Source organism: Albimonas sp., assembly GCF_055129145.1.
In genome coordinates this window covers 1-21,183 of record NZ_JBSRTQ010000079.1, presented here as the reverse complement: position 1 = coordinate 21,183, position 21,183 = coordinate 1, and the positions used below count along the sequence as shown (strand labels likewise).

25 protein-coding genes are annotated in these 21,183 nt (G+C 70.9%); 19 read left to right on the top strand and 6 right to left on the bottom strand.

Features of this window, described 5'->3' with window-relative positions; genetic code table 11:
- The 3 genes from ACTB72_RS13335 to ACTB72_RS13325 form a co-directional block, all read right to left on the bottom strand.
- A partial coding sequence (locus ACTB72_RS13335) for a DUF3035 domain-containing protein (RefSeq protein ID WP_463037487.1) occupies positions 1–216 on the bottom strand: 216 nt, incomplete at its 3' end.
- 51 nt (positions 217–267) lie between these two features.
- Entirely contained in the window at positions 268–756 is a 489-nt protein-coding gene (lspA, locus tag ACTB72_RS13330; RefSeq protein ID WP_463037486.1) for a signal peptidase II, read from the bottom strand.
- 1 nt (position 757) lies between these two features.
- Positions 758–1,117 carry a hypothetical protein gene (locus ACTB72_RS13325; RefSeq protein ID WP_463037485.1) on the bottom strand — a complete coding sequence of 120 codons (360 nt, stop codon included), beginning with the start codon at positions 1,115–1,117 and terminating at the stop codon, positions 758–760.
- Positions 1,118–1,381: 264 nt separating this feature from the next.
- Between ACTB72_RS13325 and ACTB72_RS13320 the strand changes: the two genes are divergently transcribed.
- Both ACTB72_RS13320 and ACTB72_RS13315 read left to right on the top strand, forming a co-directional pair.
- Positions 1,382–3,121 (top strand): tetratricopeptide repeat protein, encoded by a 1,740-nt coding sequence (locus ACTB72_RS13320; RefSeq protein WP_463037484.1) that lies wholly within the window; start codon positions 1,382–1,384, stop codon positions 3,119–3,121.
- Positions 3,111–4,028 (top strand): 4-(cytidine 5'-diphospho)-2-C-methyl-D-erythritol kinase, encoded by a 918-nt coding sequence (locus ACTB72_RS13315; RefSeq protein WP_463037483.1) that lies wholly within the window; start codon positions 3,111–3,113, stop codon positions 4,026–4,028. The genes ACTB72_RS13320 and ACTB72_RS13315 overlap by 11 nt, the downstream gene beginning before the upstream one ends.
- On the opposite strand, the gene ACTB72_RS13310 is transcribed toward ACTB72_RS13315, so the two are convergent.
- Entirely contained in the window at positions 4,021–4,962 is a 942-nt protein-coding gene (locus tag ACTB72_RS13310) for a polyprenyl synthetase family protein (protein ID WP_463037489.1), read from the bottom strand. The two genes, ACTB72_RS13315 and ACTB72_RS13310, sit on opposite strands and share 8 nt — an antisense overlap.
- A gap of 385 nt (positions 4,963–5,347) precedes the next feature.
- Here ACTB72_RS13310 and ACTB72_RS13305 point away from each other — a divergent pair, with 385 nt between their 5' ends.
- From ACTB72_RS13305 to ACTB72_RS13290, 4 genes are all read left to right on the top strand, one after another.
- A complete protein-coding gene (locus ACTB72_RS13305) occupies positions 5,348–5,578 on the top strand; it encodes a putative signal transducing protein (protein WP_463037482.1) in 231 nt (76 codons plus the stop codon).
- Positions 5,575–6,375: a tRNA1(Val) (adenine(37)-N6)-methyltransferase gene (locus tag ACTB72_RS13300; protein ID WP_463037481.1), complete on the top strand. Its 801-nt coding sequence runs from the start codon at positions 5,575–5,577 to the stop codon at positions 6,373–6,375. Before ACTB72_RS13305 ends, ACTB72_RS13300 begins: the two co-directional genes overlap by 4 nt.
- A gap of 70 nt (positions 6,376–6,445) precedes the next feature.
- Complete coding sequence (locus ACTB72_RS13295; RefSeq protein WP_463037480.1) at positions 6,446–7,633, top strand: M20 aminoacylase family protein; 1,188 nt, start codon at positions 6,446–6,448, stop codon at positions 7,631–7,633.
- A 365-nt stretch (positions 7,634–7,998) separates the two neighbouring features.
- Positions 7,999–8,172: a YdcH family protein gene (locus ACTB72_RS13290; RefSeq protein ID WP_463037479.1), complete on the top strand. Its 174-nt coding sequence runs from the start codon at positions 7,999–8,001 to the stop codon at positions 8,170–8,172.
- A gap of 95 nt (positions 8,173–8,267) precedes the next feature.
- Here ACTB72_RS13290 and yddG read toward each other — a convergent pair whose 3' ends face one another.
- A complete protein-coding gene (gene yddG / locus ACTB72_RS13285; protein ID WP_463037478.1) occupies positions 8,268–9,164 on the bottom strand; it encodes an aromatic amino acid exporter YddG in 897 nt (298 codons plus the stop codon).
- A gap of 288 nt (positions 9,165–9,452) precedes the next feature.
- The gene (gcvA, locus tag ACTB72_RS13280) at positions 9,453–10,493 is read right to left on the bottom strand and encodes a transcriptional regulator GcvA (protein ID WP_463037477.1); all 1,041 of its coding nucleotides are present in this window, start codon (positions 10,491–10,493) and stop codon (positions 9,453–9,455) included.
- Positions 10,494–10,645: 152 nt separating this feature from the next.
- Between gcvA and ACTB72_RS13275 the strand changes: the two genes are divergently transcribed.
- From ACTB72_RS13275 to ACTB72_RS13215, 13 genes are all read left to right on the top strand, one after another.
- Complete coding sequence (locus ACTB72_RS13275; RefSeq protein ID WP_463037476.1) at positions 10,646–10,840, top strand: hypothetical protein; 195 nt, start codon at positions 10,646–10,648, stop codon at positions 10,838–10,840.
- 152 nt (positions 10,841–10,992) lie between these two features.
- Positions 10,993–12,129 carry an amidohydrolase family protein gene (locus ACTB72_RS13270; RefSeq protein ID WP_463037475.1) on the top strand — a complete coding sequence of 379 codons (1,137 nt, stop codon included), beginning with the start codon at positions 10,993–10,995 and terminating at the stop codon, positions 12,127–12,129.
- Positions 12,130–12,208: 79 nt separating this feature from the next.
- Entirely contained in the window at positions 12,209–13,567 is a 1,359-nt protein-coding gene (gene aroA, locus ACTB72_RS13265) for a 3-phosphoshikimate 1-carboxyvinyltransferase (RefSeq protein WP_463037474.1), read from the top strand.
- Positions 13,564–14,001 (top strand): GFA family protein, encoded by a 438-nt coding sequence (locus tag ACTB72_RS13260; RefSeq protein WP_463037473.1) that lies wholly within the window; start codon positions 13,564–13,566, stop codon positions 13,999–14,001. Before aroA ends, ACTB72_RS13260 begins: the two co-directional genes overlap by 4 nt.
- Positions 13,998–14,402, top strand: coding sequence for a GFA family protein (locus ACTB72_RS13255; protein ID WP_463037472.1), 405 nt, complete (start codon positions 13,998–14,000; stop codon positions 14,400–14,402). Before ACTB72_RS13260 ends, ACTB72_RS13255 begins: the two co-directional genes overlap by 4 nt.
- Positions 14,399–15,031, top strand: a complete 633-nt coding sequence (cmk, locus tag ACTB72_RS13250) for a (d)CMP kinase (protein ID WP_463037471.1) — start codon at positions 14,399–14,401, stop codon at positions 15,029–15,031. The genes ACTB72_RS13255 and cmk overlap by 4 nt, the downstream gene beginning before the upstream one ends.
- Positions 14,968–16,839 carry a 30S ribosomal protein S1 gene (gene rpsA / locus ACTB72_RS13245; RefSeq protein ID WP_463037488.1) on the top strand — a complete coding sequence of 624 codons (1,872 nt, stop codon included), beginning with the start codon at positions 14,968–14,970 and terminating at the stop codon, positions 16,837–16,839. The genes cmk and rpsA overlap by 64 nt, the downstream gene beginning before the upstream one ends.
- Positions 16,840–17,001: 162 nt before the next feature.
- The gene (locus ACTB72_RS13240) at positions 17,002–17,244 is read left to right on the top strand and encodes a hypothetical protein (protein WP_463037470.1); all 243 of its coding nucleotides are present in this window, start codon (positions 17,002–17,004) and stop codon (positions 17,242–17,244) included.
- A 57-nt stretch (positions 17,245–17,301) separates the two neighbouring features.
- Entirely contained in the window at positions 17,302–18,177 is an 876-nt protein-coding gene (gene sppA / locus ACTB72_RS13235; RefSeq protein WP_463037469.1) for a signal peptide peptidase SppA, read from the top strand.
- Positions 18,178–18,296: 119 nt separating this feature from the next.
- The gene (gene ihfB / locus ACTB72_RS13230) at positions 18,297–18,602 is read left to right on the top strand and encodes an integration host factor subunit beta (protein WP_463037468.1); all 306 of its coding nucleotides are present in this window, start codon (positions 18,297–18,299) and stop codon (positions 18,600–18,602) included.
- 54 nt (positions 18,603–18,656) lie between these two features.
- Positions 18,657–19,007 carry a LapA family protein gene (locus ACTB72_RS13225; protein ID WP_463037467.1) on the top strand — a complete coding sequence of 117 codons (351 nt, stop codon included), beginning with the start codon at positions 18,657–18,659 and terminating at the stop codon, positions 19,005–19,007.
- Positions 19,008–19,055: 48 nt separating this feature from the next.
- The gene (locus ACTB72_RS13220; protein WP_463037466.1) at positions 19,056–19,706 is read left to right on the top strand and encodes a phosphoribosylanthranilate isomerase; all 651 of its coding nucleotides are present in this window, start codon (positions 19,056–19,058) and stop codon (positions 19,704–19,706) included.
- Positions 19,707–20,010: 304 nt separating this feature from the next.
- Positions 20,011–21,183: serine hydrolase domain-containing protein (locus ACTB72_RS13215; protein ID WP_463037465.1), on the top strand; the 1,173-nt coding region annotated here is incomplete at its 3' end.

Here is a 21,183-nt window from a genome sequence, read left to right as displayed (position 1 = left end):
GGTCGCGCCGGGCGTCGGCGGCGGCAGGGCCGAGAAGTCGCCGGGCAGGCGCAGCGGCGCGCGGGGCGACACGTTGAAGGCGTTGGGCGATTCCACGGTGAGCCCGAAGGCGTCCCCGATCGCTCGCCGGCCGCCCGAGCAGCCGGTCAGCCCGATGCCGGCGGCCGCGATGAGCAGCACGATCCGTGAGGCGCGTTCGATCGACATGATGGCCATGGACCTCCCGATGGATCCCCGACCCGGATGGAGCCGGCCCGGCGGCGCCGGTCAGGCGCTCTGATTGTCAGAACCGTCGAGCAGGATCAAGCCGGCGGCGCCGGCGAAGATGAAGACGTCGGCGAGGTTGAAGGCGTAGGGATTGTCGAAACCGCAGCAGCTCATGTTCAGGAAGTCGACCACCGAGCCGTAAATCACCCGGTCGAGCGCGTTGCCGAGCGCCCCCCCGATCAGCATGCCGACCGCGGCCCGGCGCCAGGCCGAGCCCATGCGCAGCGACCAGATCGCCAGCGCCAGCGAGATCGCCAGCGCCGCCCCGATCCACACGTCGCGCCCCAGTTCCCCCCCCAGCCCGAAATTCGCGCCGGAATTCCACGCCATCGTGAAGCGCAGATAGGGCGGAAACACGTCGACGATCCCGATCCGGTCGAGATCGAGCGGACCCAGGATCCACCCTTTCGAGATCTGGTCGATCGCGAAGGCCAGCGCCGCGGCGAGCAGCGTCGGGACGGCGCCCCGGGCGGGCGACACGCGGCTCATGTCAGTCGCCTGACGTGCTCTTGCGGAAACCGCTGCGAAGGACGTCGGTCGCGGTGCCCACCGGGCCCACGATGCGGCAGCGGGAATAATATCGGTTGGATACGGAGGTCTCGTATTTGAACAGGCGCTGGTCGGCAGGGTCTATAGGCTGCGGGTTGCGGCCGCGATAGCCGGTGGCGTCGATTTCTTCGATCTTGCGCGCCATCGCGCCGCAGCCCATCTCGCGCGCCGGCACGATCACCACCCGTTTGCCGGTGCTGGTCACATAGGTTTCCTGCGCCGTGCTGGCGAAAGGAGTCGTCGCGGTCATCGCGGTCGCGATGGCCAATGCGCCGATGAAGATGCGTAACCCGAACGTCATAAGGATTTCCGTGGCGTCTCGCGCGCCTGCATCCGACCCGCGCTGAGACGCTACCTGATCGTCAGCCGGTGTTCAAATTGGGGCGAGCCTCGGGCGAGCTTCGGGTCTTTTTCCGCAACTTGCGGGAAATCTCGGCTTGCGGGAAATCTCGACGCCGCCCGGACGCCCTCCGTCAAAAAAGCCTTCGTGGCACGTTGGCTACCGGCCGGGGGCGCAGTATGTATAGGCGATGACAGCCGCCACCCAGCCGGAGGACCGGACGCCGTGACGCTTCGAGCCCAAACCATCGTGTTCAGGGCCGCGCTCGCGGCGCTGGCCCTAGCGGTCCCGGCGCAGGAGGCCGCGGCGACGTCGCTCTCCGGCGCCTATCTCGCCGGCCGTTCCGCCGCCGCCCGCAACGACTACGACGAGGCCGCCAGCCGCTTCGCCGCGGCGCTCGCCCGCGATCCCGGCGATTCCGGCCTGCGCGACCGGGCGATGACCTTCAAGCTGCTCACCGGCGATCTGCGCGGCGCGGCCGCCATCGCCGAGCTGATCGCCGAAACCGATCCCGCCCATCAGCTCGCCGCGCTGACGCTGGTCGCCGACGACATCGCCTCGGGCGATTTCGACGGCGCCGTGGCGCGGCTCGGCGTCGATGACGGGCGGATGTCGCCGCTGGTCACCGGTCTGCTGCGCGGCTGGGCCGAAATGGGCCGCGGCAACCGCGAGGGGATGGAGGCCGCGTTCGCCACCCTGCGCGGCGAACGCGCCGCCGAGCTCTTCGGCAGCTATCATCTCGGCCTCGCCCGCGCCGCGCTCGGCGACGCCGAAGGCGCGCGGGAGGCGCTGGACGCCGCCTTCGCCGCCGGCGCTTCGGCCGCCGGCCGCCCCGCCCTGGCGCTCGGCTGGGCGCTGGAGACGCTGGGCGACAAGGACCGCGCGCGGGAGGTCTACGCCAACGCCGCCCCCGGTTTCGCCGAAGCCGGGGAGGCGCTGGCGCGGCTCGACCGGGGCGAGCCGCCGACCCTGATGGTGTCCACCGCCCGCGAAGGCGGGGCGGAGGCGCTGTTCTCCATCGCCACCGCGCTCGGCTCCGACCGCGGCGCCGGGGTCGCGCTCCTCTACGCCCGCATCGCCCTGTCGCTGCGCCCGGATCTGGCGGAGGTGCGGGTGCTCGCCGGCCGTCTGCTCGACATGCAGGGCCAGCACGAAGCGGCGATCGAGGATTTCCGCATGGTACCGCGGTCCTCCGCGGTGTTCGTGACCGCCGAACTCGGCCGCGCCGACGCGCTGCTGACGCTGGATCGCGACGACGACGCGGTGATCGTGCTGGAATCGCTCGCCCAGGCCTATGCCGAGGATCTGGAGGTCCAGCTCACCCTCGCCCAGGCGCTCAGCAAGGCCGAACGCTGGGACGGGGCCGCCGCCGCCTATGACGCCGCCCTCGCCATGATCGACCCGATCCAGCGCCAGCACTGGTCGATCTTCTATCGCCGCGGCATCGCGCATGAGCGGGCCGGCCGCTGGGATGAGGCCGAGGCCGACTTCCAGAAGGCGCTGTCGCTGGAGCCGGACCAGCCGATGGTCCTGAACTATCTCGGCTATTCCTGGGTGGAGCTCGACCGCAACTTCGACGAGGCCCAGGCCATGATCGAAAAGGCGGTCGAGCAGAAGCCCGAGGATGGCTACATCACCGATTCGCTCGGCTGGGTGCTGTTCCGCGTCGGCAAATACGAAGAGGCGACCCCGCATCTCGAGCGGGCGGTGGAGCTGATGCCGACCGATCCGATCATCAACGACCATCTCGGCGACGCGCTGTGGATGGTCGGGCGCAAGCGCGAGGCGCGGTTCCAGTGGCGCCGCGCGATCAGCTTCAACCCGGACGAGAAGGACCTGGAGCGGATCCGCGCCAAGCTGGATCGCGGGCTGGACCTGGTGATGAAGGAGGAGGCCTCGGCCGATCCCGCCGCCGCCAGCGCTTCGGGCGCGACCCCGCAGAAGCCGGCGGCGAATGGCGGCTGAGGACGCGGGGCCGGGCGGCGCGCCCGGCCTGACCTCCGCTCCCATCTGGACCGAGCCCGCCCGGGCCAAGGTCAACCTGCATCTCCACGTGCTCGGCCGCCGCGCCGACGGGCTGCACCTTCTCGATTCGCTGGTGGTTTTTCCCGACATTTCGGATTGGCTGGAGGCGGAGCCCGCCTCCGGCATCTCGCTGACGCTGGACGGTCCCTTCGGCGCGGGCCTCTCGACGGGCGATGACAATCTGGTGATCCGGGCGGCGGAAGCGCTTCGCGCCCGCGCCCCCGGCCGCCCCGGCGCGGCGCTCAGGCTGGTCAAGCGACTGCCCATCGCCTCGGGAATCGGCGGCGGTTCGGCGGATGCCGCGGCGGCGCTGCGCCTGCTGAACCGGATGTGGGGGCTTGGGCTGTCGGCGCAGGCGCTGGCGGAGATCGGGCTCGGCCTCGGCGCCGACGTGCCGGTCTGCCTCGCCTCGCCCCGCCCCCGGATCATGTCGGGGATCGGAGAGGTCCTGTCCCCGGCCCCCCGCCTGCCGCGCTTCTGGCTGGTGCTCGCCAATCCCGGAGTCGCCACCCCCACCGGCGCGGTGTTTTCCAGGCTCGCGCGGCGCGACGGCCAGGCGGCGACGTGGGCGGAGGGCTATCCGGACGCCAGAACCCTCGTCGCGGCGCTTTCGAAAACCTCGAACATGCTGGAGGCGCCGGCCCGCGAGGTCACCCCTCAGGTCGGCGCGACGCTTGCCGCGCTGGCCGCCGCGCCGGGCTGCCGCCTCGCCCGCATGTCGGGCAGCGGCGCCACATGTTTCGGGATTTTCGACACCCCCGGCCCGGCGATGGAAGCGGCCGAAACCCTGCGCGGGCTGGGAAACTGGGCCGAGGCCGGTCCGGTCGAGCCGCAAGCGGTCAGGTGAGCCGCGCCACCACGAAATCCACCACGTCGGCCAGCGCGTCCCGCATGTCGGAGGGCGGGAAGGGGGCGAGCGCTGCGCGGGCCTCTTCGGCATAGGCGCGGGCGCGGGCCTCGGTCTCGGCCAGCGCGCCGGTGGCCTGCATCAGCCCTAGCGCCCGGGCGAGATCGCCCTCGCCCTGCTCCCGCCGCTCGATCACCCGCACCCAGAACGCGCGCGTCGCGTCATCCTCGGCCGCGGCGACCGCCAGCAGCACCGGCAGGGTCACCTTCCCCTCCCGGAAATCGTCGCCGACATTCTTGCCGAGCGCGGCGGAGCTGCCGCCGTAATCCAGCAGGTCGTCGACGATCTGGAAGGCCATGCCGAGCGCCCGGCCATAGGCGCGCAGCGACTGCACCAACGCCTCGTCCTCGCCCGCGATCACGCCGCCGACCTCGGAGGCCGCCGCGAACAGCGCCGCGGTCTTGCCGTGGATCATGCGCAGATACGCGTCTTCGCCGGTGCCGAGGTCATTGGCGGTGGCGAGCTGCATCACCTCGCCCTCCGCGATCACCGCCGACGCGTCGGCGAGGATCCCCAGCACCCGCAGCGACCCGGCCTCGACCATCAGCTGGAACGACCGCGAGAACAGGAAATCCCCCACCAGGACCGAGGACTTGTTGTCCCACAAAAGGTTCGCGGTAGGTCGTCCGCGTCGCTGCCCGCTTTCGTCGACCACGTCGTCATGCAGCAGGGTGGCGGTGTGGATGAACTCCACCGTCGCCGCCAGCAGCACGTGATGCTCGCCCTGATAGCCGCAGAGCCTGGCGGCGGCGAGCGTCAGGATCGGGCGCAGGCGCTTGCCGCCGGCCTCGACCAGATGACGGGTGATCTCGGGGATGCGGGGCGCGTGTTCGGACGCCATGCGCGTCGCGATCAGATGATTGACCCGCGCCATGTCGTCGGCCACCAGCGCCTGCAGCCGGGAGAAGGCGTCCAGCGGGGCGGGGCCGGCTTGGCTGCGGGCGGGGGCTGCGGGCGCGGTCACGGTCTGCAGGTTCCTTCGTCGTCGGTCGGGGCGTCGTCGGTCGGGAGAGCGTCTTCGGTCGGTGGGTCGGCGTCGATCAGGTTCGCGCTCTTTTGTTCAGAAACGCACTTGTCCGGATGCGCGGCGGGAGGTCAAGCCGCGGGCGCTCGCGGCGTCGGGCCATCGCGCCCGGGGGCGGGGCGCGCAGACGGAGCGGGTCGCCCGGCGCAGGGCGGTCTCGGCAGGCGCGCGTTCCGGGGTCGCGCGCAAGGCGCGGGCTCGACGGGCGCGGGCGGGGCGCGCTATGCCTCGGACCATGGAAGAACTCATCCGCACCAACGATCCCACGGTGATCGCCTTCGCCACGGCCCTGCTGCGTGGCGAGGATATAGTTTGCTTCGAGTACGACGTCCATACGAGCGTCCTCGAGGGCAGCTTGGGCGTGTTGCCGCGCAGGCTGGTCTGCGCCCGCTCCGACGCGTTCCGCGCCCGCGCCGTGCTGCGCGACAACGGGCTGGAGCGCGAGCTCAGCGGCGCGTCGCGGTGACCGACGCGGCGGGCCGGGCGCCGCCCGATCCGGCGGCGCCGCGGCGTTTCGACCCCGCCGAGCTGACCGAGGACGACTTCCTCGGCGGCCGCGTCCGTCTGCGTCAGCCCCGGTTGGGCTACCGATCCGGCCCCGACGCGGTGCTGCTCGCCGCCGCCTGTCCCGCGAGCCAGGGCGAAAGCGCGCTGGATCTGGGCTGCGGTGCGGGGGCGGCGGCGCTGTGTCTCGCCGCCCGTGTGCCGGGGGTGACGCTGCACGGGCTGGAGCTGCAGCCGGCCTACGCCGCGCTCGCCGCCGAAAACGGCGCCTCGGTCGGGCTGGTGGTCTACGAAGGCGACGCCCGCAACCCGCCCCCCGCGCTGCGCGCCCGAAACTTCGACCATGTGCTGACCAACCCGCCCTGGTTTCCCGCCGCGGGCTCCGCGTCCGTCGACGCGGGGCGGGCGACGGCGCGGCGCGCCGGAGCGACCACCGCCGAATGGATCGACGCCGCCCTGCGCCGCCTGAAGCCCCGCGGCCGGCTGACCCTGATCCACCGCGCCGGGCTGCTGGACGAGATCCTCGCCGCCCTGCACGGCCGCGCCGGCGACGTGACCCTGCTGCCGCTGGCCTCGCGGGAGGGGCGGGCGGCCGGCCGCGTGATCCTCACCGCCCGCAAGGGCGCGCGCGGCCCGCTGTCGCTGCGGGCTCCGCTGGCGCTGCACGATGGCCCGTGCCATGTCAAAGATGGCGATGATTTCTCGCCCCGCGCCGCGGCCCTGCTGCGGGATGCCGCGCGCCTCGACCTCGACCGCTGAGCCGCCTCCGCGCGGCGCGGCCCCCCTCTCGCGATGCGCCGCGACGCCGCGGCCCTGATGGAGCGTCGGCATGAACAAGCCCATCCCCAACTCGATCATGGCGCTGGAAGCCGAGCTGACCGAATGGCGGCGCGACCTGCATATGCATCCCGAGCTGAATTACGAGGAGGTCCGCACCGCCTCCGTCGTCGCCGAGAAGCTGCGCGGCTTCGGCTTCGACAAGGTGGAGACCGGAGTGGGCCGCACCGGCGTCGTGGGCATCCTGCACGGGGCCGACGGCCCTGCGGCGGGGCCCGAGCAGCGCATCCTGATCCGCGCCGACATGGACGCCCTGCCGATCCTCGAGGCCACCGGCAAACCCTACGCCTCGACCACCCCCGGCAAGATGCACGCCTGCGGCCATGACGGGCACACCACCATGCTGCTGGGCGCCGCCAAGCACATCGCCGAGACCCGCAACTTCTCCGGCACCGTGGTCTTCGTGTTCCAGCCGGCGGAGGAGGGCGGCGGCGGCGCCAAGGCGATGATCGACGACGGGCTGCTCGACCGCTGGCCGGTGCGCGCCGCCTTCGGGATGCACAACGCGCCGGGCGACGCGGTGGGCACTTTCGGGACCACGCCGGGCCCCGCGCTCGCCTATGCCGACCGCTTCAGGATCGTGATCCGCGGCAAGGGCGGCCACGCGGCGATGCCGCATCTGGCCGACGACGTGATCGTCGCCGGCGCCCAGCTGATCACCGCCTTCCAGTCGATCATCTCGCGCCGTCGCGACCCGATGAACCCCGCGGTGATCTCGATCACCCGCTTCCAGGCGGGGTCGGCCTACAACGTCCTGCCGCCTTCCGCCGAGATCTGGGGCACCTTGCGGGTGCTCGATGACAAGCTCGCCGCGCAGATGATCTTCGAGATGGAGCGTCAGTGCCGCCTGATCGGCGAGGCGATGGGGGTGACGGTGGAGCCCGAGCTCGGCCTCGACGCCTATCCGGTCTGCTGGAACGATCCCGGGGCGACGGATTTCGCGGTGTCGGTGATGAACGAGCTGGTGGGCCCGGACAACGTCTCGCCCAACGCCACCGCGGTGCTGGGCGGCGAGGATTTCGCCTTTTTCGGCCAGGTGGTTCCGGCGAATTTCGTGTTCATCGGCAATGGCGACAGCGCGCCGCTGCACCACCCCGAATACGACTTCGACGATCGTGCGGCGCCGCTGGGCGTGGCCTACTGGTCGTTGCTGGTGGAACGGGCGCTGCCGCGGGCCTGAGCCTCCGGCGGCGCGCGCCGGGGGCGTTCAAGGCTGCGGCGATTCGCTCTGTGGTTGCGATGCGCGGGGCGGCGACGATTTTCACGTCGCTCCGCGATCACGCCTTCGCCCGATCAGCATGAATGCGCGGGCAGCCCGAGCCTTAACCGTCCTCGCCGCCCGTTCGCAACTATGTCGAGAAGATTCCGACGCTTGGCGCATCTTCAGCGAGCATTCATTGCGTAATTCAGGGCCTCTTCGAAAGATTCGTTAATGCCTGTGCCTGGAACTTGACGAATTCACCAAGGCGTTCTCGTGAAAAGTTGATGACGGATCGGCCGATCGGGTGCTTAGATCAGGGTACCGCATCATGAAGGAGGACGTCGATGAACCTCACCGGGCACATCACCGAGCTCAGGAAGAAGCATCAGCACCTGGACCGCCTCATTGAAGATGAGCAGCGCCGTCCGGCCGCCGATGAACTCGAACTGGCGCGCATGAAGCGAGAGAAGCTGAAGCTCAAGGAGGAGATCTCGCGGCTCAGTCCGTCGATCCACTGATCTTCGATCCGGGCCACGGCGCGCGGGCGTCCCCGCCGCGCCTGACCTTCAAGGGGCCGCTGAAGCGGCCCCTTTCTTGCGGGGCCCCCCAAGAGCTAGCCCCGCGGCCGCGCCCGCCGCGAGCCGAGCGTCGCCAGCGCCGCCCCCCCCGCGATCAGCCCCGCCGCCAGCGCCAGCGTCCCGGTCAGCCGCGCCTCGCCGGCCGCGGCCAGCGCCAGGGTGGACAGCAGCGGCGCCGCATAGGCCGCGACGCCGAGCAATTGAATGTCCCCGCGCCGCACCCCGTAATCCCAGACATAGAACGCCAGCCCCAGCGGCCCGAGCCCCAGTCCGGCCACCGCCGCCCACTCGTCGGGGCCTGCAGGCCAGACCGTGGTCTCGAGCGCCAGATGGGCGAGCGCCGACAGCGCCGCGCCCACGGCGCAGTAGATCGCCACCGCCTCGGTCGGGGCCTCGCCCATCCGCCGCGACAGCACCGAATAGCCCGACCAGATCAGCGCGCAGAGCATGGCGGCGGAGAAGCCGGCCGCGTGGCGCGGCTCGAACCCGTCTGCCCTCAGCCCGGGCGCGAGGATCAGCCCGGCGCCGCCGAGCGCGATCAGCGCGCCGAGGATGTGCAGGGGCCGCAGCCGCTCGCCGGGCAGCAGGCCGGAGAACAGCACGATCAGCAGCGGCCACAGATAGGCGATCAGCCCGGCCTCGGCCGCGGGCGCGCCGCGGAGCGCGGTGAAGTAGAAGAAATGATAGCCGAAGATCCCGCCGATCCCCAACGCCAGCGCCGTCGGCCCGCCGCTCAGCGCCGCGCGCAGGGACCGCCCTCCGATCCGCGCCCAGACGACCCCCACCAGCGCCCCCAGCGTCAGGCACATCGCGGTCAGCTGGAACGGCGGCACGGCGCCCGAGCGCACGGTGAACAGCGCCAGCAGCGCCCAGAGCGCCACCGCCACGCAGCCGACCAAGGTCGCGGCCCGGATGGAGACGGGGCGGGGCATGGCGGATCCTTCGTCACGGGCTGCGGGCAGGACGCCTCATGCCACGAGCCGGCCCACGAAAACACCCCGCGCCGGGTCGCGCCGGGCGGGCAGGGGGCGCTTCAGGGGGGGAGGGAGGCGATCCGACGCGTCGACGGTCAGAGGGGGGGCAATCGCGTCGACGCGCCGGATCTAAAGGAAGTCGTCCCGGTCGCAGCTCTGGAACGAACTTCTTGAGGATGAAACTGGCCGAGGATTGCGCCCTGCGTTCGACGCGATTGAGGCGTTTGCGCCGCAAAGCTGCTGAAATCAGTCATTCCGCCGGGTTTTCGAGCCTCCCGAGCCGGGGACCGATTGCGAAGCGGAATCATCGGATCGCCTGTCGGTTCCGGGGCCCGCAAAGCTCAGGCCGGGGAACATCGCCTCCATCGCCGCCCTTGTGGCCGCCATCTCCGATTCGAGCCAGGCGAGGAAGGCGGCGAGCGGGGGCGAGCGTTCCGCCTCCGCCGGGCAGAGGAACCGGTAGACGCCGGGCAGGGGCAGGGTCAGTCCGAAGGGCGCGACCAGCCGCCCGGCCGCGAGCTCGCGCGACGCCACCAGGAACCGCCCCAGCACCACGCCGGCATTGTCGAGCGCCGCATCCATCGCGTGATCGGCATGGGAGAAGCGGGGCCCCCTTTCCCCGGCGAGCGGCCCTGCGGGCGCGTCGATCCCCGCCGCGCGCAGCCAGGCCGGCCAGCCGGGCTCCCCGGTCATCAGCGCGATGGAATCGTCGTGCAGCAAGGGGTGGTCGGCCAGATCCTGCGGTCGGCGCAGGGTCCGGGCGCGTTCGGGCGTGCAGAGCGGGACCAGCCGGTCCACCCAAAGATCGCGCGCGGTCAGGCCGGGCAGCGGGTTGAGGCCGAGCCGGATGGCGGCGTCGATGCCGTCGCGGTCGAAATCCATGATGCGCAGGGAGGCGACGAAGCGCAGCTCGATGTCGGGATGCGCCTCGGCGAAGCGGAAGAGGCGGGGCGCCAGCCATTTGGCGGTCAGCGCCGGGCCGGCGGTGACCACCAGCGGGCGGTCCGCCGCGAGCCGACGCACCGCCCGCTGCGCGCCGCGGAAGGCGTGGAACCCCGCCTCCACCCCCGGGCGCAGGGCGTGGCCGGCTGCGGTCAGCGCCACCGCCCGGTTCAGGCGGCGGAACAGCGGCTGGCCGAAATGCGCCTCCAGATTGCGGATCTGCCAGGAGAGGGCGGCAGGGGTGACATGCAGCTCGGCGGCCGCCTTGGCGAAGGACATGTGGCGGGCGGCGGCGTCGAAGGCGCGCAGGCCGCCCAGGGGGGGCATCCGGTCGGCGTCGGGCATGGGGCGCGCGAGGCTCCTTCGCACAAGCTGGGTTTAACCGAACCTATCGTAAAGCTCGTTTGCGGGCGAGACGGAAAATCCCGATATTGCTTGGCGAGGAAAGGGGCCGCGCGCCGGTCTCCCGCCCGACACCGAACAATGGACCTGATGCGATGACCGAGTTCGACTTCTCCCGACCCGCCGTCCATCCCTATGCCGCCGCCGCCCTGCGCGCGCGTCGGATCCGGTCCGACGCCGTGCGGAACGCGACAAGGCGCGCCGCGGCCCGGCTGCTCGCGGCCCTCTCCTTGCCCACCCTGCGCAGGCGCGGCCCCGTCCCCGCCGGCCAGCTTCGCGCCGCTCCCTGAGGCGCGACGTCCCGGGGGCCGGCTCCCCCCGACCTCCGGGACCCTTTCCCCCCATGAAACTTTCCGCCCCATGAAAAGTGCGGCCGCTCACGCCCACGCCGCCGCCGACCGTGCTAGGCTGACGCAACGTCCGAAACTGACGAGCGCCGCCGATGTCCGACCTGCCGATCACCAATTGCCACGTCCATGCCTTCACCATGGACCATGTGCCCAACGGCTATCTGCCCTTCGGCCTGATGCGCCTGCTCAAGATCGGGCCGGTGCGCGAGGGGCTGATGTGGACGCTGCGCCAACTCCTCTCGCGCGAGCATCGCGACAAGTTCGAGCGTGCGGCCCGCTTCGCCGCCATCTCCACCGTCAAGGGCGGTCAGGAGGGGGTGCTGCGCACCGCGCGCGGCTATTATCCCAGGGGCACGCGCTTCGTGGTGCTGCCGATGGACATGGCCTTCATGGGCGCGGGCAAGCCGGACGTGGACCTGCCGGCCCAGCATGACGACCTCGCCCGCATCGCCGCCCTGCCGGATCTGGCGGGGACCATGCTGCCCTTCGCCACCGTTCATCCCGGCCGCGGCCAGGAAGGCGTCGACGAATTCCGGCGCTGCCTCGACAGCGGCGCGTTCCACGGCCTCAAGATCTACCCGCCGCTGGGCTTTCCGCCCGACCACGACCTGCTGATGGAAAAAATCTACCCGCTCTGCCTCGAGCGAAACATCCCGGTGATCTCGCACTGCTCCCGCGGCGGGGTGCGCCATCAGACGATGCCGGAGCGGCGGACGCGCGGCTACGCCTCCCCCCACGCCTTCGTGCCGGTGATGGAGGCGTTTCCCGACCTGCGCGTCTGCCTCGCCCATTTCGGCGGGGCGATCGACTGGCGCGGCTATCTGGAGGAGCCGATGGACCCCGACGACAAGGCGGCGCGGGATGCGAACTGGCTGACCAGAATTCTTGATATGCTGGAGGATCCGCGCTTCCCCAATCTTTACACCGACATCTCCTACACGATCTTTTATTTCGACGAGAATTTCCCGGCGCTGCGCGTCTTCCTCGACAATCCCTGCGTGCGGGAACGCGTGCTCTTCGGCTCGGATTTCTACATGGCGGAGATGGAGAAGCTGCCGGAGCGCTCGCTCTCCATCCGCCTCCGCCATGCGCTCGGCGGCGAGCTTTTCCGCCAGATCGCCTGCGAGAACCCCGAGCGCTGGCTGACCGGCAATGTTCCTGCCGCCCCGCCCCTAACGGCGCCCCCGATGGCGCCCCCGCCGGTGGACGACGCGTCTCCGATGGGCTAGGCCGAACGCGGAATCCGGCCCACACGCGCGACGGCCCCCGCACCCTGCTGCGGGCCCTCGCGACCAGGAGAGATCCGCCATGTCCGCGCACGGCGCCCCGCAACCGCTCGTCTCGCGCGCCTCCGGCGCGCTGAAGGGCGAGGCGATCATCCCCGGCGACAAGTCCGTCTCGCATCGCGCCCTGATCCTGGGCGCGCTGGCGGTGGGGGAGACGAAGATCACCGGGCTGCTGGAAGGCCAGGACGTGCTCGATACCGCCCGCGCCATGGCGGCGTTCGGGGCGACCGTAACCCGCACCGGCGAGGGCGCATGGTCGGTCCGCGGCGTCGGCGTCGGCGGCTTCGCGGAGCCGGAGGACGTGATCGACTGCGGCAATTCCGGCACCGGGGTCCGTCTGATCATGGGGGCGATGGCCACCACCCCGATCACCGCGACGTTCACCGGCGACGCCAGCCTGCGCCGGCGCCCGATGGGCCGCATCACCGACCCGCTGGCGCTCTTCGGGGCCGAGGCGCGGGGCCGTCGCGGCGGCCGCCTGCCGCTGACCCTGACCGGCGCCGTCGACCCGGGTCCCGTCAGCTACCGCCTGCCGATGGCCTCGGCCCAGGTGAAATCGGCGGTGCTGCTCGCCGGCCTCAACGCGCCGGGCATCACCGAGGCCATCGAGCCCGAGGCGACCCGCGACCATACCGAACGGATGCTGCGCGGCTTCGGCGCGGTGGTGGAGACGTCGGACGCCCCCGGCGGCGGCCGCCTGATCCGCCTCGTCGGCCAGCCGGAGCTGATCGCCCAGACCCTCGCCGTGCCCCGCGACCCGTCCTCGGCCGCGTTCCCGCTGGTGGCGGCGCTGCTGGTCCAGGGCTCCGAGGTGCTGATCCCCGGCATCGGCATGAACCCGACCCGCACCGGCCTGATCGCCACGCTGCGCGAGATGGGCGCGGATCTCGAAACCCGCCAGGCGCGGGAGGAGGGGGGCGAGCCCGCCGCCGATCTCGTCGCCCGCTTCTCGTCCCTGCGGGGCGTCGAGGTGCCGCCCGAGCGCGCGCCGTCGATGATCGACGAATATCCCATCCTCGCCGTCGCCGCCGCCTTCGCGGAAGGAAAGACGGTGATGCGCGGCATCGGCGAGCTTCGCGTGAAGGAATCCGACCGCATCGACGCCGTGGCGCGGGGGCTGGAGGCGATGGGCGTGCGGGTGGAGGAGACGGAGGACAGTCTCACCGTTCACGGCATGGGCGCCGACGGCGTGCCGGGCGGCGGCACGGTCGCCACGCATCTCGACCACCGCATCGCCATGTCGTTCCTGATCGCGGGCCTCGCCGCGAAGCGCCCGGTAGGCGTGGACGACGCCGGCCCCATCGCCACCTCCTTCCCCGCCTTCGGTCCGCTGATGGCGGCGCTGGGCGCGCCGATGGGGGACGAGGACGACGCCGCATGACCGGGGGCGAGACCGAACTCCATGAAGGCGGCTGCCTCTGCGGCGGCGTGCGCTATCGGGTGAACGGCCCGCTGCGCCCGGTGGTGGCCTGTCATTGCGGGCAATGCCGCCGCACATCGGGCCACCACGTCGCCGCCACCGCCTGCGCGAGCGGGGATCTTGAGCTGACCTCGGCCGGGACGCTGACCTGGCATCGGTCCTCCTCCTTCGCGCGGCGCGGCTTCTGCGGGACCTGCGGGGGCAACCTGTTCTGGTCGCCGGACCATGGCCGCCATGTCTCGATCATGGCCGGCACGCTGGACGTTCCCACCGGCGTGCGGCTGGCCGGGCATATCCACGTCGCGACCAAGGCCGATTACGTGACCCTCGACCCCGCGCTGCCCGCCTTCCCCGGCGACGAGCCCGAGGGTTGGGACTGGGAGGCCCGGCCATGATGACCGGCGGATGCCTCTGCGGCGCGGTGCGCTGGCGGCTGACCGGGGCGCCGGGCCCGCTGGTCGCGTGCCATTGCGAGGATTGCCGGCGCACCACCGGCCATCACGTGGTCTGCACCACCGTCGACGCGAAGGATGTGGCGGTGGAAGGCGAGAGCCTGCGCTGGTACGCGTCGTCCGAGACCGGGCGACGGGGGTTCTGCGGAACCTGCGGCGCCAACCTGTTCTGGACAGCCACGGATTGGGACCGGATGGAGATCTGGATGGGAAGCGCTGACGAGACGACGGGCCTCGCGCTCGCGGGGCACGAATTCGTGGCGAGCAAGTCGGACTATTACGACATCGTGGGCGAGGCGCCGCGCTTCGACCGCATCGCCCCTGAGTCGGCGGGCTGGCGATGAGCTTCGTCGTCGCCATCGACGGCCCCGCCGCGGCCGGCAAGGGCACCATCGCCCGCGCGCTCGCCGCCCGCTTCGGCTTCGCCCATCTCGACACCGGCCTGCTCTACCGCGCCACCGGCCTGCGGGCCCTGCGCGAGGGCGCGGGCGTGGTCAATCGCGACCATGCGGTCGCGGTGGCCGAGACCTTGCGACCCGAGGATCTGGCCGCCGACGGCCTGCGCACCGGCCCCGCCGGAGAGGCCGCGTCCGTCGTCGCCGCCATCCCCGAGGTTCGCGCCGCCCTGTTGAAATTCCAGCGTGAATTCGCCGCCCAGGCCCAGGGCGCGGTGCTCGATGGTCGCGATATCGGCACGGTGATCTGCCCGGATGCGGACGCCAAGCTCTTCGTCACCGCGTCCGACGCCGCCCGCGCCGCGCGCCGCTTCGCCGAGCTCTCGGCCAGGGATCCCGCGATCACCCTCGACGACGTGGCCGGCGACCTCGCGCGTCGCGACGCCCGCGACGCGGGGCGGGCGGACGCGCCCATGTTGCGCGCGCCCGACGCGCTCTTGCTCGATACCACGGAATTGACTATAGACGCGGCCATCGCCGAAGCGGCGGCGCTCATAAAAAGAAAACGCGAAGGCTGATCGAGCAGGCTCGGGACCCCATCCCCGGGCCTTCGCGTGTTTCCGGCGAACCCCGCCGCATCGCCACCGACCAAGACCGCCGGAACCAACCGGCAGGCCCGAATAATCGTGAAACGGAGAAGAATCGAAATATGGCTATCGCCACCATGGAAGACTTCGAAGCCCTGCTTCAGGAGAGCTTCGAGCTCCACATGCCCGAAGAGGGCGCCGTCGTTCGGGGCAAGGTTCTCGCGATCGACAACGGCCAGGCTCTGGTCGACATCGGCTTCAAGATGGAAGGCCGGATCGAGCTCAAGGAATTCCAGCGTCCGGGCGAAGCCGAGATCGCTGTCGGCGATGAGGTCGAGGTTTACCTGGACCGCGTCGAGAACGCGAAGGGCGAAGCGGTTCTGAGCCGCGACAAGGCCCGCCGCGAAGAGGCGTGGGATCGTCTCGAGTCCGCCGCCGACAAGGACAGCCGCGTCGAAGGCCAGATCTTCGGCCGGGTCAAGGGCGGGTTCACCGTCGACCTCGGCGGCGCCGTGGCCTTCCTGCCCGGCTCCCAGGTCGATGTGCGCCCGGTGCGCGACATCACTCCGCTGATGGGCGTGCCCCAGCCGTTCCAGATCCTCAAGATGGACCGCCGCCGCGGCAACATCGTGGTTTCGCGCCGCGCCGTGCTCGAAGAGAGCCGCGCCGAGCAGCGGGCCGAGGTGGTCGCGCGTCTGACCGAAGGCGACGTGGTCGACGGCGTGGTGAAGAACATCACCGATTACGGCGCCTTCGTGGACCTGGGCGGCGTCGACGGCCTCCTGCATGTCACCGACATGGCGTGGCGTCGCGTGAACCACCCGTCCGAGATCGTGAACATCGGCGAGACCCTCAAGGTCCAGGTGGTCAAGATCAACAAGGAGACGCATCGCATCTCGCTCGGCATGAAGCAGCTGCAGTCCGATCCGTGGGAAGGCGTCGACGCCAAGTACCCGGCCGGCATGAAGCTGATGGGCCGCGTCACCAACATCACCGACTACGGCGCCTTCGTGGAGCTGGAGCCGGGGGTCGAGGGCCTGGTTCACGTCTCCGAGATGTCCTGGACCAAGAAGAACGTGCATCCGGGCAAGATCGTTTCGACCTCTCAGGAAGTCGAAGTGATGGTGCTGGACGTCGATCCGGTGAAGCGTCGCGTGTCGCTCGGCCTCAAGCAGTGCCTGCGCAACCCGTGGGAGCTGTTCGCCGAGAACTACCCGGCCAACACCGAGGTCGAGGGCGAGGTGAAGAACATCACCGAGTTCGGCCTGTTCATCGGTCTGGACGGCGACATCGACGGCATGGTCCACCTCTCGGATCTCGAGTGGGACCGTCCGGGCGAGCAGGCTCTGGCCGAATACGCCAAGGGCGACATCGTCAAGGCCGTGGTGCTCGACGTCGACATCGACAAGGAGCGCATCTCGCTGGGCGTCAAGCAGCTCTCCGAGGACTCGTTCACCACGACCGCCGGCGGCATCAAGCGCGGCGAGATCGTGACCGTCGAGGTCACCAAGATCGAGGACGGCGGCATCGAGGTCGAGCATGAGGGCATGAAGGCCTTCATCCGTCGCTCGGACCTGGCCCGCGATCGTGGCGACCAGCGCCCCGAGCGGTTCTCGGTCGGCGACAAGGTCGACGCCCGCGTGACCAACATCGACAAGAACGCCCGTCGTCTGGGCCTGTCGATCAAGGCCCGCGAGATCGCCGAAGAGCGTGAAGCCGTCGAGCAGTTCGGGTCCTCTGACTCGGGCGCTTCGCTCGGCGACATCCTCGGCGCGGCGCTCAAGACGCGCGAGGAGTGATCCGGCGGGGGGCCGCGAGGCTCCCTGACGGTTCCGGGAACGGGCGGCGTAAGCCGCGCGACGGGGCGCCCTTCGGGGCGCCCTTTTCGTTTGACGCGCCGGTTTCCGATTGCGCCGATGAATGGTCCCCCGGAAGATCGACGGATCTGCGCGGCGGCGGCGATGTTGCTCATCGGATTTCGTTTCGCGCTCGGCGCGGTTTGCGCGACCCTCGGCGCCGCGGCGATCGACGATGCGCCCTCGCCGCGGTCGTCCCCTTCGCCGCGCTGCTCGCGCTCTACGCGGTCGGGCTGGTCTGGATCGGCCTGCGCCCCCCCCCCCTGGCTGCTGGAGAATTTCGAGGTCGGCGCGATGGTTCTGCCGAAGGCCGTGGACCGGGTGTCGTCCCTGATGAACGTGGTCTGACCGCCCCACGGTCCGCAGCCACTGGACGTGCGGCCCTGCACGTGCCATCTCCTTCTCATGCTTCGCATATTCACCTTCTGGCGGGTCGTCGCCATCCTCGCCCTCGGGCTCGTCGCCTATGCGCTCTTCGCGGGCGACGGCGAACCCACCGGGCCCTATGTGGCGCGCCATGACCTGACCGGGATCATCGTGCTCGACAACGACCGCGACGCCTTGATCCGCGCGCTGGCCGAGGATCCCGACGTCGAGGCGTTGATGCTGGTCATCGACAGCCCCGGCGGCACCGTCACCGGGGCCGAGGCGCTTTACGAGGCCATCCGCAAAGTGGCCGAGGCGAAGCCGGTGATCGCGGTGATGGGCGAGGTCGCGGCCTCGGGCGGCTATCTCGCCGCCATCGCCGCCGACCGCATCGTCGCCCATGGCAACACCATCACCGGCTCGATCGGCGTCATCAAGCAGGAGGTCGACGTCCGCGGCCTGATGGACCTCGTCGGCGTGCAGGTGTCCGAGCGGCGGTCCGACATCTACAAGGCCCGCCCCTCGCCCTTCTCCGCCACCCCCGAAGAGGTGGCGGCGTGGGAGGACCGGATGATCGGCGAAGCGCATCAGTGGTTCCGCGGGCTCGTCGGCGAACGCCGCGGGCTCATGGGCGAGGCGCTGGTCTCGGTCACCGACGGACGGGTGTTCTCCGGCCGTCAGGCGCTGGAGCGCGGGCTGATCGACGAGATCGGCGGGATGGAGCAGGCGCGGGTCTGGCTCGGTTCTAAGGGCGTCGCCGCGTCGCTTCCGCTGAGAAAAGTGGAAAAACCGTCCGAACCAGTGAGTGTGCTGCGCAAATTCCTCGACATCAGGGACGCAGGAGCCACGGTTCTGGACCAGATGGGCATTGGCCGGTTGACGGGAGGCGTCCGTCTCCTCTCAATACTCCGATGAGTGGCGCATAGGCTGGTGGGGCGCGGAAAGCATGTGACTTTTCGCGACCGAACGGAAATAGTGAATCGCACGGCGGCGGACGAGGAGGCGAGGTCTTTCGCCGGGCAGAGGGGAAGAGGATGATCAAGTCGGAGCTGATCCAGCGGCTGACCGAGGAAAATCCGCATCTTTACCATCGCGATGTCGAGAGGATCGTATCCACGGTCTTCGACGAGATCGCAGGGGCGCTCGCAAGCGGCGACCGGGTGGAGCTGCGCGGCTTCGGCGCGTTTTCGGTAAAGAAGCGAGATGCGAGGATGGGGCGCAACCCGCGCACGGGAGAATCCGTGCCGGTGCCCGAGAAGCATGTGCCGTTCTTCAAGACCGGCAAGGAGCTCCGTCTGCGCCTCAACGGCGACGACGCGGAAGACGAAGACGAGGATTGAGGTCCGCGCCGGAAGCATCCGGCTCCCGGGCCCTTCCCCAGCCAGGAGAGCGCGGTGCGCTACCTCAAGTACCTTTTTCTGATCGTGGTCGCGGTGGCGGCTGTCCTTCTGGCGATCGCGAATCGCGGTCCGGTGACGCTCAGCGCGCTGCCGCCGGGCGTCGCCGTGCCGGGGGCCGAAGGCTTCCCGACCTCGGTGACGCTGCCGGTCTACCTGGCGGTGTTCCTGTCGGTTTTCCTCGGCGTGGTCATCGGCCTCGTGCTGGAGATGCTGCGCGAAGGCGAGCATCGCAAGGCGGAGCGGCGGTTCAAGCGCGAGGCGGAGCGGCTCGACCGCGAGAACAAGCGCCTCGCGGCCAAGGCTGGCGAAGAGGATGACGATATCCTCGGCCTGACCAAGGGCTGAGGCCCGAAGCTTCGGGCCCGGCGATCATTCGAGGATGACGGGACCGCTATGAGCCTGCGCGTGAAGATCTGCGGCCTGCGCAGCGCGGGCGACCTCGCCGCCGTGGCGGCGGCGGGGGCGGCCTATGCGGGCTTCGTGTCGTTCCCGAAGTCGCCGCGCCATCTCGACGATGCGGCGCTGGCCGCGCTGGCCGCGCAGGCGCCGGTGGGGCTGTGCAAGGTGCTGCTGACGGTGAACGCCGCCGACGCGGCGCTGGACGCGCTGGTCGGGGCGGCGCCGCTCGACATGCTGCAGCTTCACGGCTCGGAAAGCCCCGAGCGGGTGGCCGAGATCCGCGACCGCTATCGCCTGCCGGTGATGAAGGCGCTGGGCGTGGCGGATGAGGGCGACCTCGCCGCCATCGCGGAATACGCCCGCGTCGCGGATCAGCTGCTGATCGACGCGAAGCCGCCGAAGGGCGGGGCGCTCCCGGGGGGCAACGGCATTCCCTTCGACTGGCGGCTGCTGCAGGGGCGGCGCTGGGGCTTGCCCTGGATGCTGTCGGGCGGGCTCGCCGCGGCGAACGTGGCGGAGGCGGCCCGGCTGACCGGGGCGCGGCAGGTGGATCTGTCCTCGGGCGTGGAAAGCGCGCCGGGGGTGAAGGATCCCGCCCTCATCGCCGCCTTCTGCGCCGCCGCCGGAGCCAGGACCCCGGCCTGATCGCGCCGACCCCCCGGTCCGCCGGGAGACGTCCCGGCCAGGCGCCCCCGTCCCTGCGCGCCGCAGGCGGAACGCCGCCGCCCGCGCGCCCCCGACGCGGCGCTTCGCTCTCGGGCGGAGCTCGCGCCGGAGGGACCGAGGCGCCGCGACCACCGACCCGAACACGGCGCCGAGGCGCCCGCGGCGCGCGGGGCCGGGGGCGCATGATCCGACCGCCGAGACGCAACGGCGTTCCGCGCTTGCCTATGGGCGCGGAGCCCCGGCTGGGCTATCCTTTGCAAAACCGACATAGGGGAGGAGGCCGATGCCCGAGATCGCCGCGATATCCAGGGCGCTTGACGCCCAGGTCGCCGCCGGATCCACGCCCGGCTGCGTGGCCGTCGTCGTCGACGCCGACGGCATCCTGCACGAATCCGCCCACGGCCTGCGCGCCGCCGGCGGGAGCGTGCGCATGACCCCGGACAGCGTCTTCCGCCTGTTCTCCATGACCAAGGCCATCGGCGCCGTCGCCGCGCTCCGCCTGATCGACGAGGGCCTGCTTTCGCTCGACGACCTTGTGGCGGACATCCTGCCCGAATTCGCCGCGCTGCAGGTGCTCGACGGCTGGGACGGCGACATCCCCCGCTACCGTCCCGCCTCCACGCCCGTCACCGTGCGCCACCTGATGACCCACACCTCGGGCCTGGTCTACGACATCTGGAACCCCGACCAGTCCCGCCTGATCGAGATCACCGGCGCGCCGCGCATGTCCCATGGCCGCCGCGCCTCCCTCCCCGCCTTCCCGCTGCATTTCGATCCGGGCGCGCGCTGGGAATACGGGGTGTCGACCGACTGGCTCGGCCTCGTGGTCGAAGAGATCTCCGGCGAGCGCATCGAGGGCTTCCTCAAGCGCGAGATCCTGGGCCCGCTGGGCATGAGCTCCACCGACGTGGTGTTCTCCCCCGACATGACCGCGCGCAAGGTGGCGGTGCATGCGGCGGGGCCGGACGGGTTCCGCATCCTCGACGCGGACCTGCCCTCCACCCCGGATTTCTTCGGCATGGGCCACGCGCTCAACGGCGCCGCGGCGGATTACGCCCGCTTCCTGCGCATGATCCTGCGCGGCGGCGAGCTCGACGGGGTGCGCATCCTCTCCCCCGCCGCGATCCGCGGCCTGTCGGAGAACGCCATCGGCGATCTGCGGATGCAGCCCGCCCCCTCGGCCAAGCCCGAATACGGCTCGGGCATCGAGTTCTTTCCGGGCGTGGAGAAGACCTGGACGCTGGCCTTCATGCGCAACGAGGCGGCGATCCCGGGCATGCGCAACGCCGGCTCGCTGGGCTGGGCCGGGGTGATGAACACCCATTACTGGATCGACCCGACCGCGGGCTTGGCGGGCGTGCTGATGATGCAGCAGCTGCCCTTCCTCGATCCCGGCGCGGTCGCGGCTTATGAGGCGTTCGAGCGCGCGGTCTACGCCAATGTCGCCGCCCGCGCC

What these genes read in the sequence shown, in the direction of transcription:
- ACTB72_RS13325 (WP_463037485.1), bottom strand. Translation starts at nt 1,117, where the DNA reads ATGACGTTCGGGTTACGCATCTTCATCGGCGCATTGGCCATCGCGACC.
- ACTB72_RS13315 (WP_463037483.1), top strand. Translation starts at nt 3,111, where the DNA reads ATGGCGGCTGAGGACGCGGGGCCGGGCGGCGCGCCCGGCCTGACCTCC.
- gcvA (WP_463037477.1), bottom strand. Translation starts at nt 10,493, where the DNA reads ATGCCCGACGCCGACCGGATGCCCCCCCTGGGCGGCCTGCGCGCCTTC.
- ACTB72_RS13275 (WP_463037476.1), top strand. Translation starts at nt 10,646, where the DNA reads ATGACCGAGTTCGACTTCTCCCGACCCGCCGTCCATCCCTATGCCGCC.
- cmk (WP_463037471.1), top strand. Translation starts at nt 14,399, where the DNA reads ATGAGCTTCGTCGTCGCCATCGACGGCCCCGCCGCGGCCGGCAAGGGC.
- ACTB72_RS13240 (WP_463037470.1), top strand. Translation starts at nt 17,002, where the DNA reads ATGTTGCTCATCGGATTTCGTTTCGCGCTCGGCGCGGTTTGCGCGACC.
- ihfB (WP_463037468.1), top strand. Translation starts at nt 18,297, where the DNA reads ATGATCAAGTCGGAGCTGATCCAGCGGCTGACCGAGGAAAATCCGCAT.
- ACTB72_RS13270 (WP_463037475.1), top strand. Translation starts at nt 10,993, where the DNA reads ATGTCCGACCTGCCGATCACCAATTGCCACGTCCATGCCTTCACCATG.
- ACTB72_RS13260 (WP_463037473.1), top strand. Translation starts at nt 13,564, where the DNA reads ATGACCGGGGGCGAGACCGAACTCCATGAAGGCGGCTGCCTCTGCGGC.
- ACTB72_RS13295 (WP_463037480.1), top strand. Translation starts at nt 6,446, where the DNA reads ATGAACAAGCCCATCCCCAACTCGATCATGGCGCTGGAAGCCGAGCTG.
- ACTB72_RS13220 (WP_463037466.1), top strand. Translation starts at nt 19,056, where the DNA reads ATGAGCCTGCGCGTGAAGATCTGCGGCCTGCGCAGCGCGGGCGACCTC.
- ACTB72_RS13255 (WP_463037472.1), top strand. Translation starts at nt 13,998, where the DNA reads ATGATGACCGGCGGATGCCTCTGCGGCGCGGTGCGCTGGCGGCTGACC.
- sppA (WP_463037469.1), top strand. Translation starts at nt 17,302, where the DNA reads ATGCTTCGCATATTCACCTTCTGGCGGGTCGTCGCCATCCTCGCCCTC.
- yddG (WP_463037478.1), bottom strand. Translation starts at nt 9,164, where the DNA reads ATGCCCCGCCCCGTCTCCATCCGGGCCGCGACCTTGGTCGGCTGCGTG.
- aroA (WP_463037474.1), top strand. Translation starts at nt 12,209, where the DNA reads ATGTCCGCGCACGGCGCCCCGCAACCGCTCGTCTCGCGCGCCTCCGGC.
- ACTB72_RS13310 (WP_463037489.1), bottom strand. Translation starts at nt 4,962, where the DNA reads ATGGCGCGGGTCAATCATCTGATCGCGACGCGCATGGCGTCCGAACAC.
- ACTB72_RS13290 (WP_463037479.1), top strand. Translation starts at nt 7,999, where the DNA reads ATGAACCTCACCGGGCACATCACCGAGCTCAGGAAGAAGCATCAGCAC.
- lspA (WP_463037486.1), bottom strand. Translation starts at nt 756, where the DNA reads ATGAGCCGCGTGTCGCCCGCCCGGGGCGCCGTCCCGACGCTGCTCGCC.
- ACTB72_RS13305 (WP_463037482.1), top strand. Translation starts at nt 5,348, where the DNA reads ATGGAAGAACTCATCCGCACCAACGATCCCACGGTGATCGCCTTCGCC.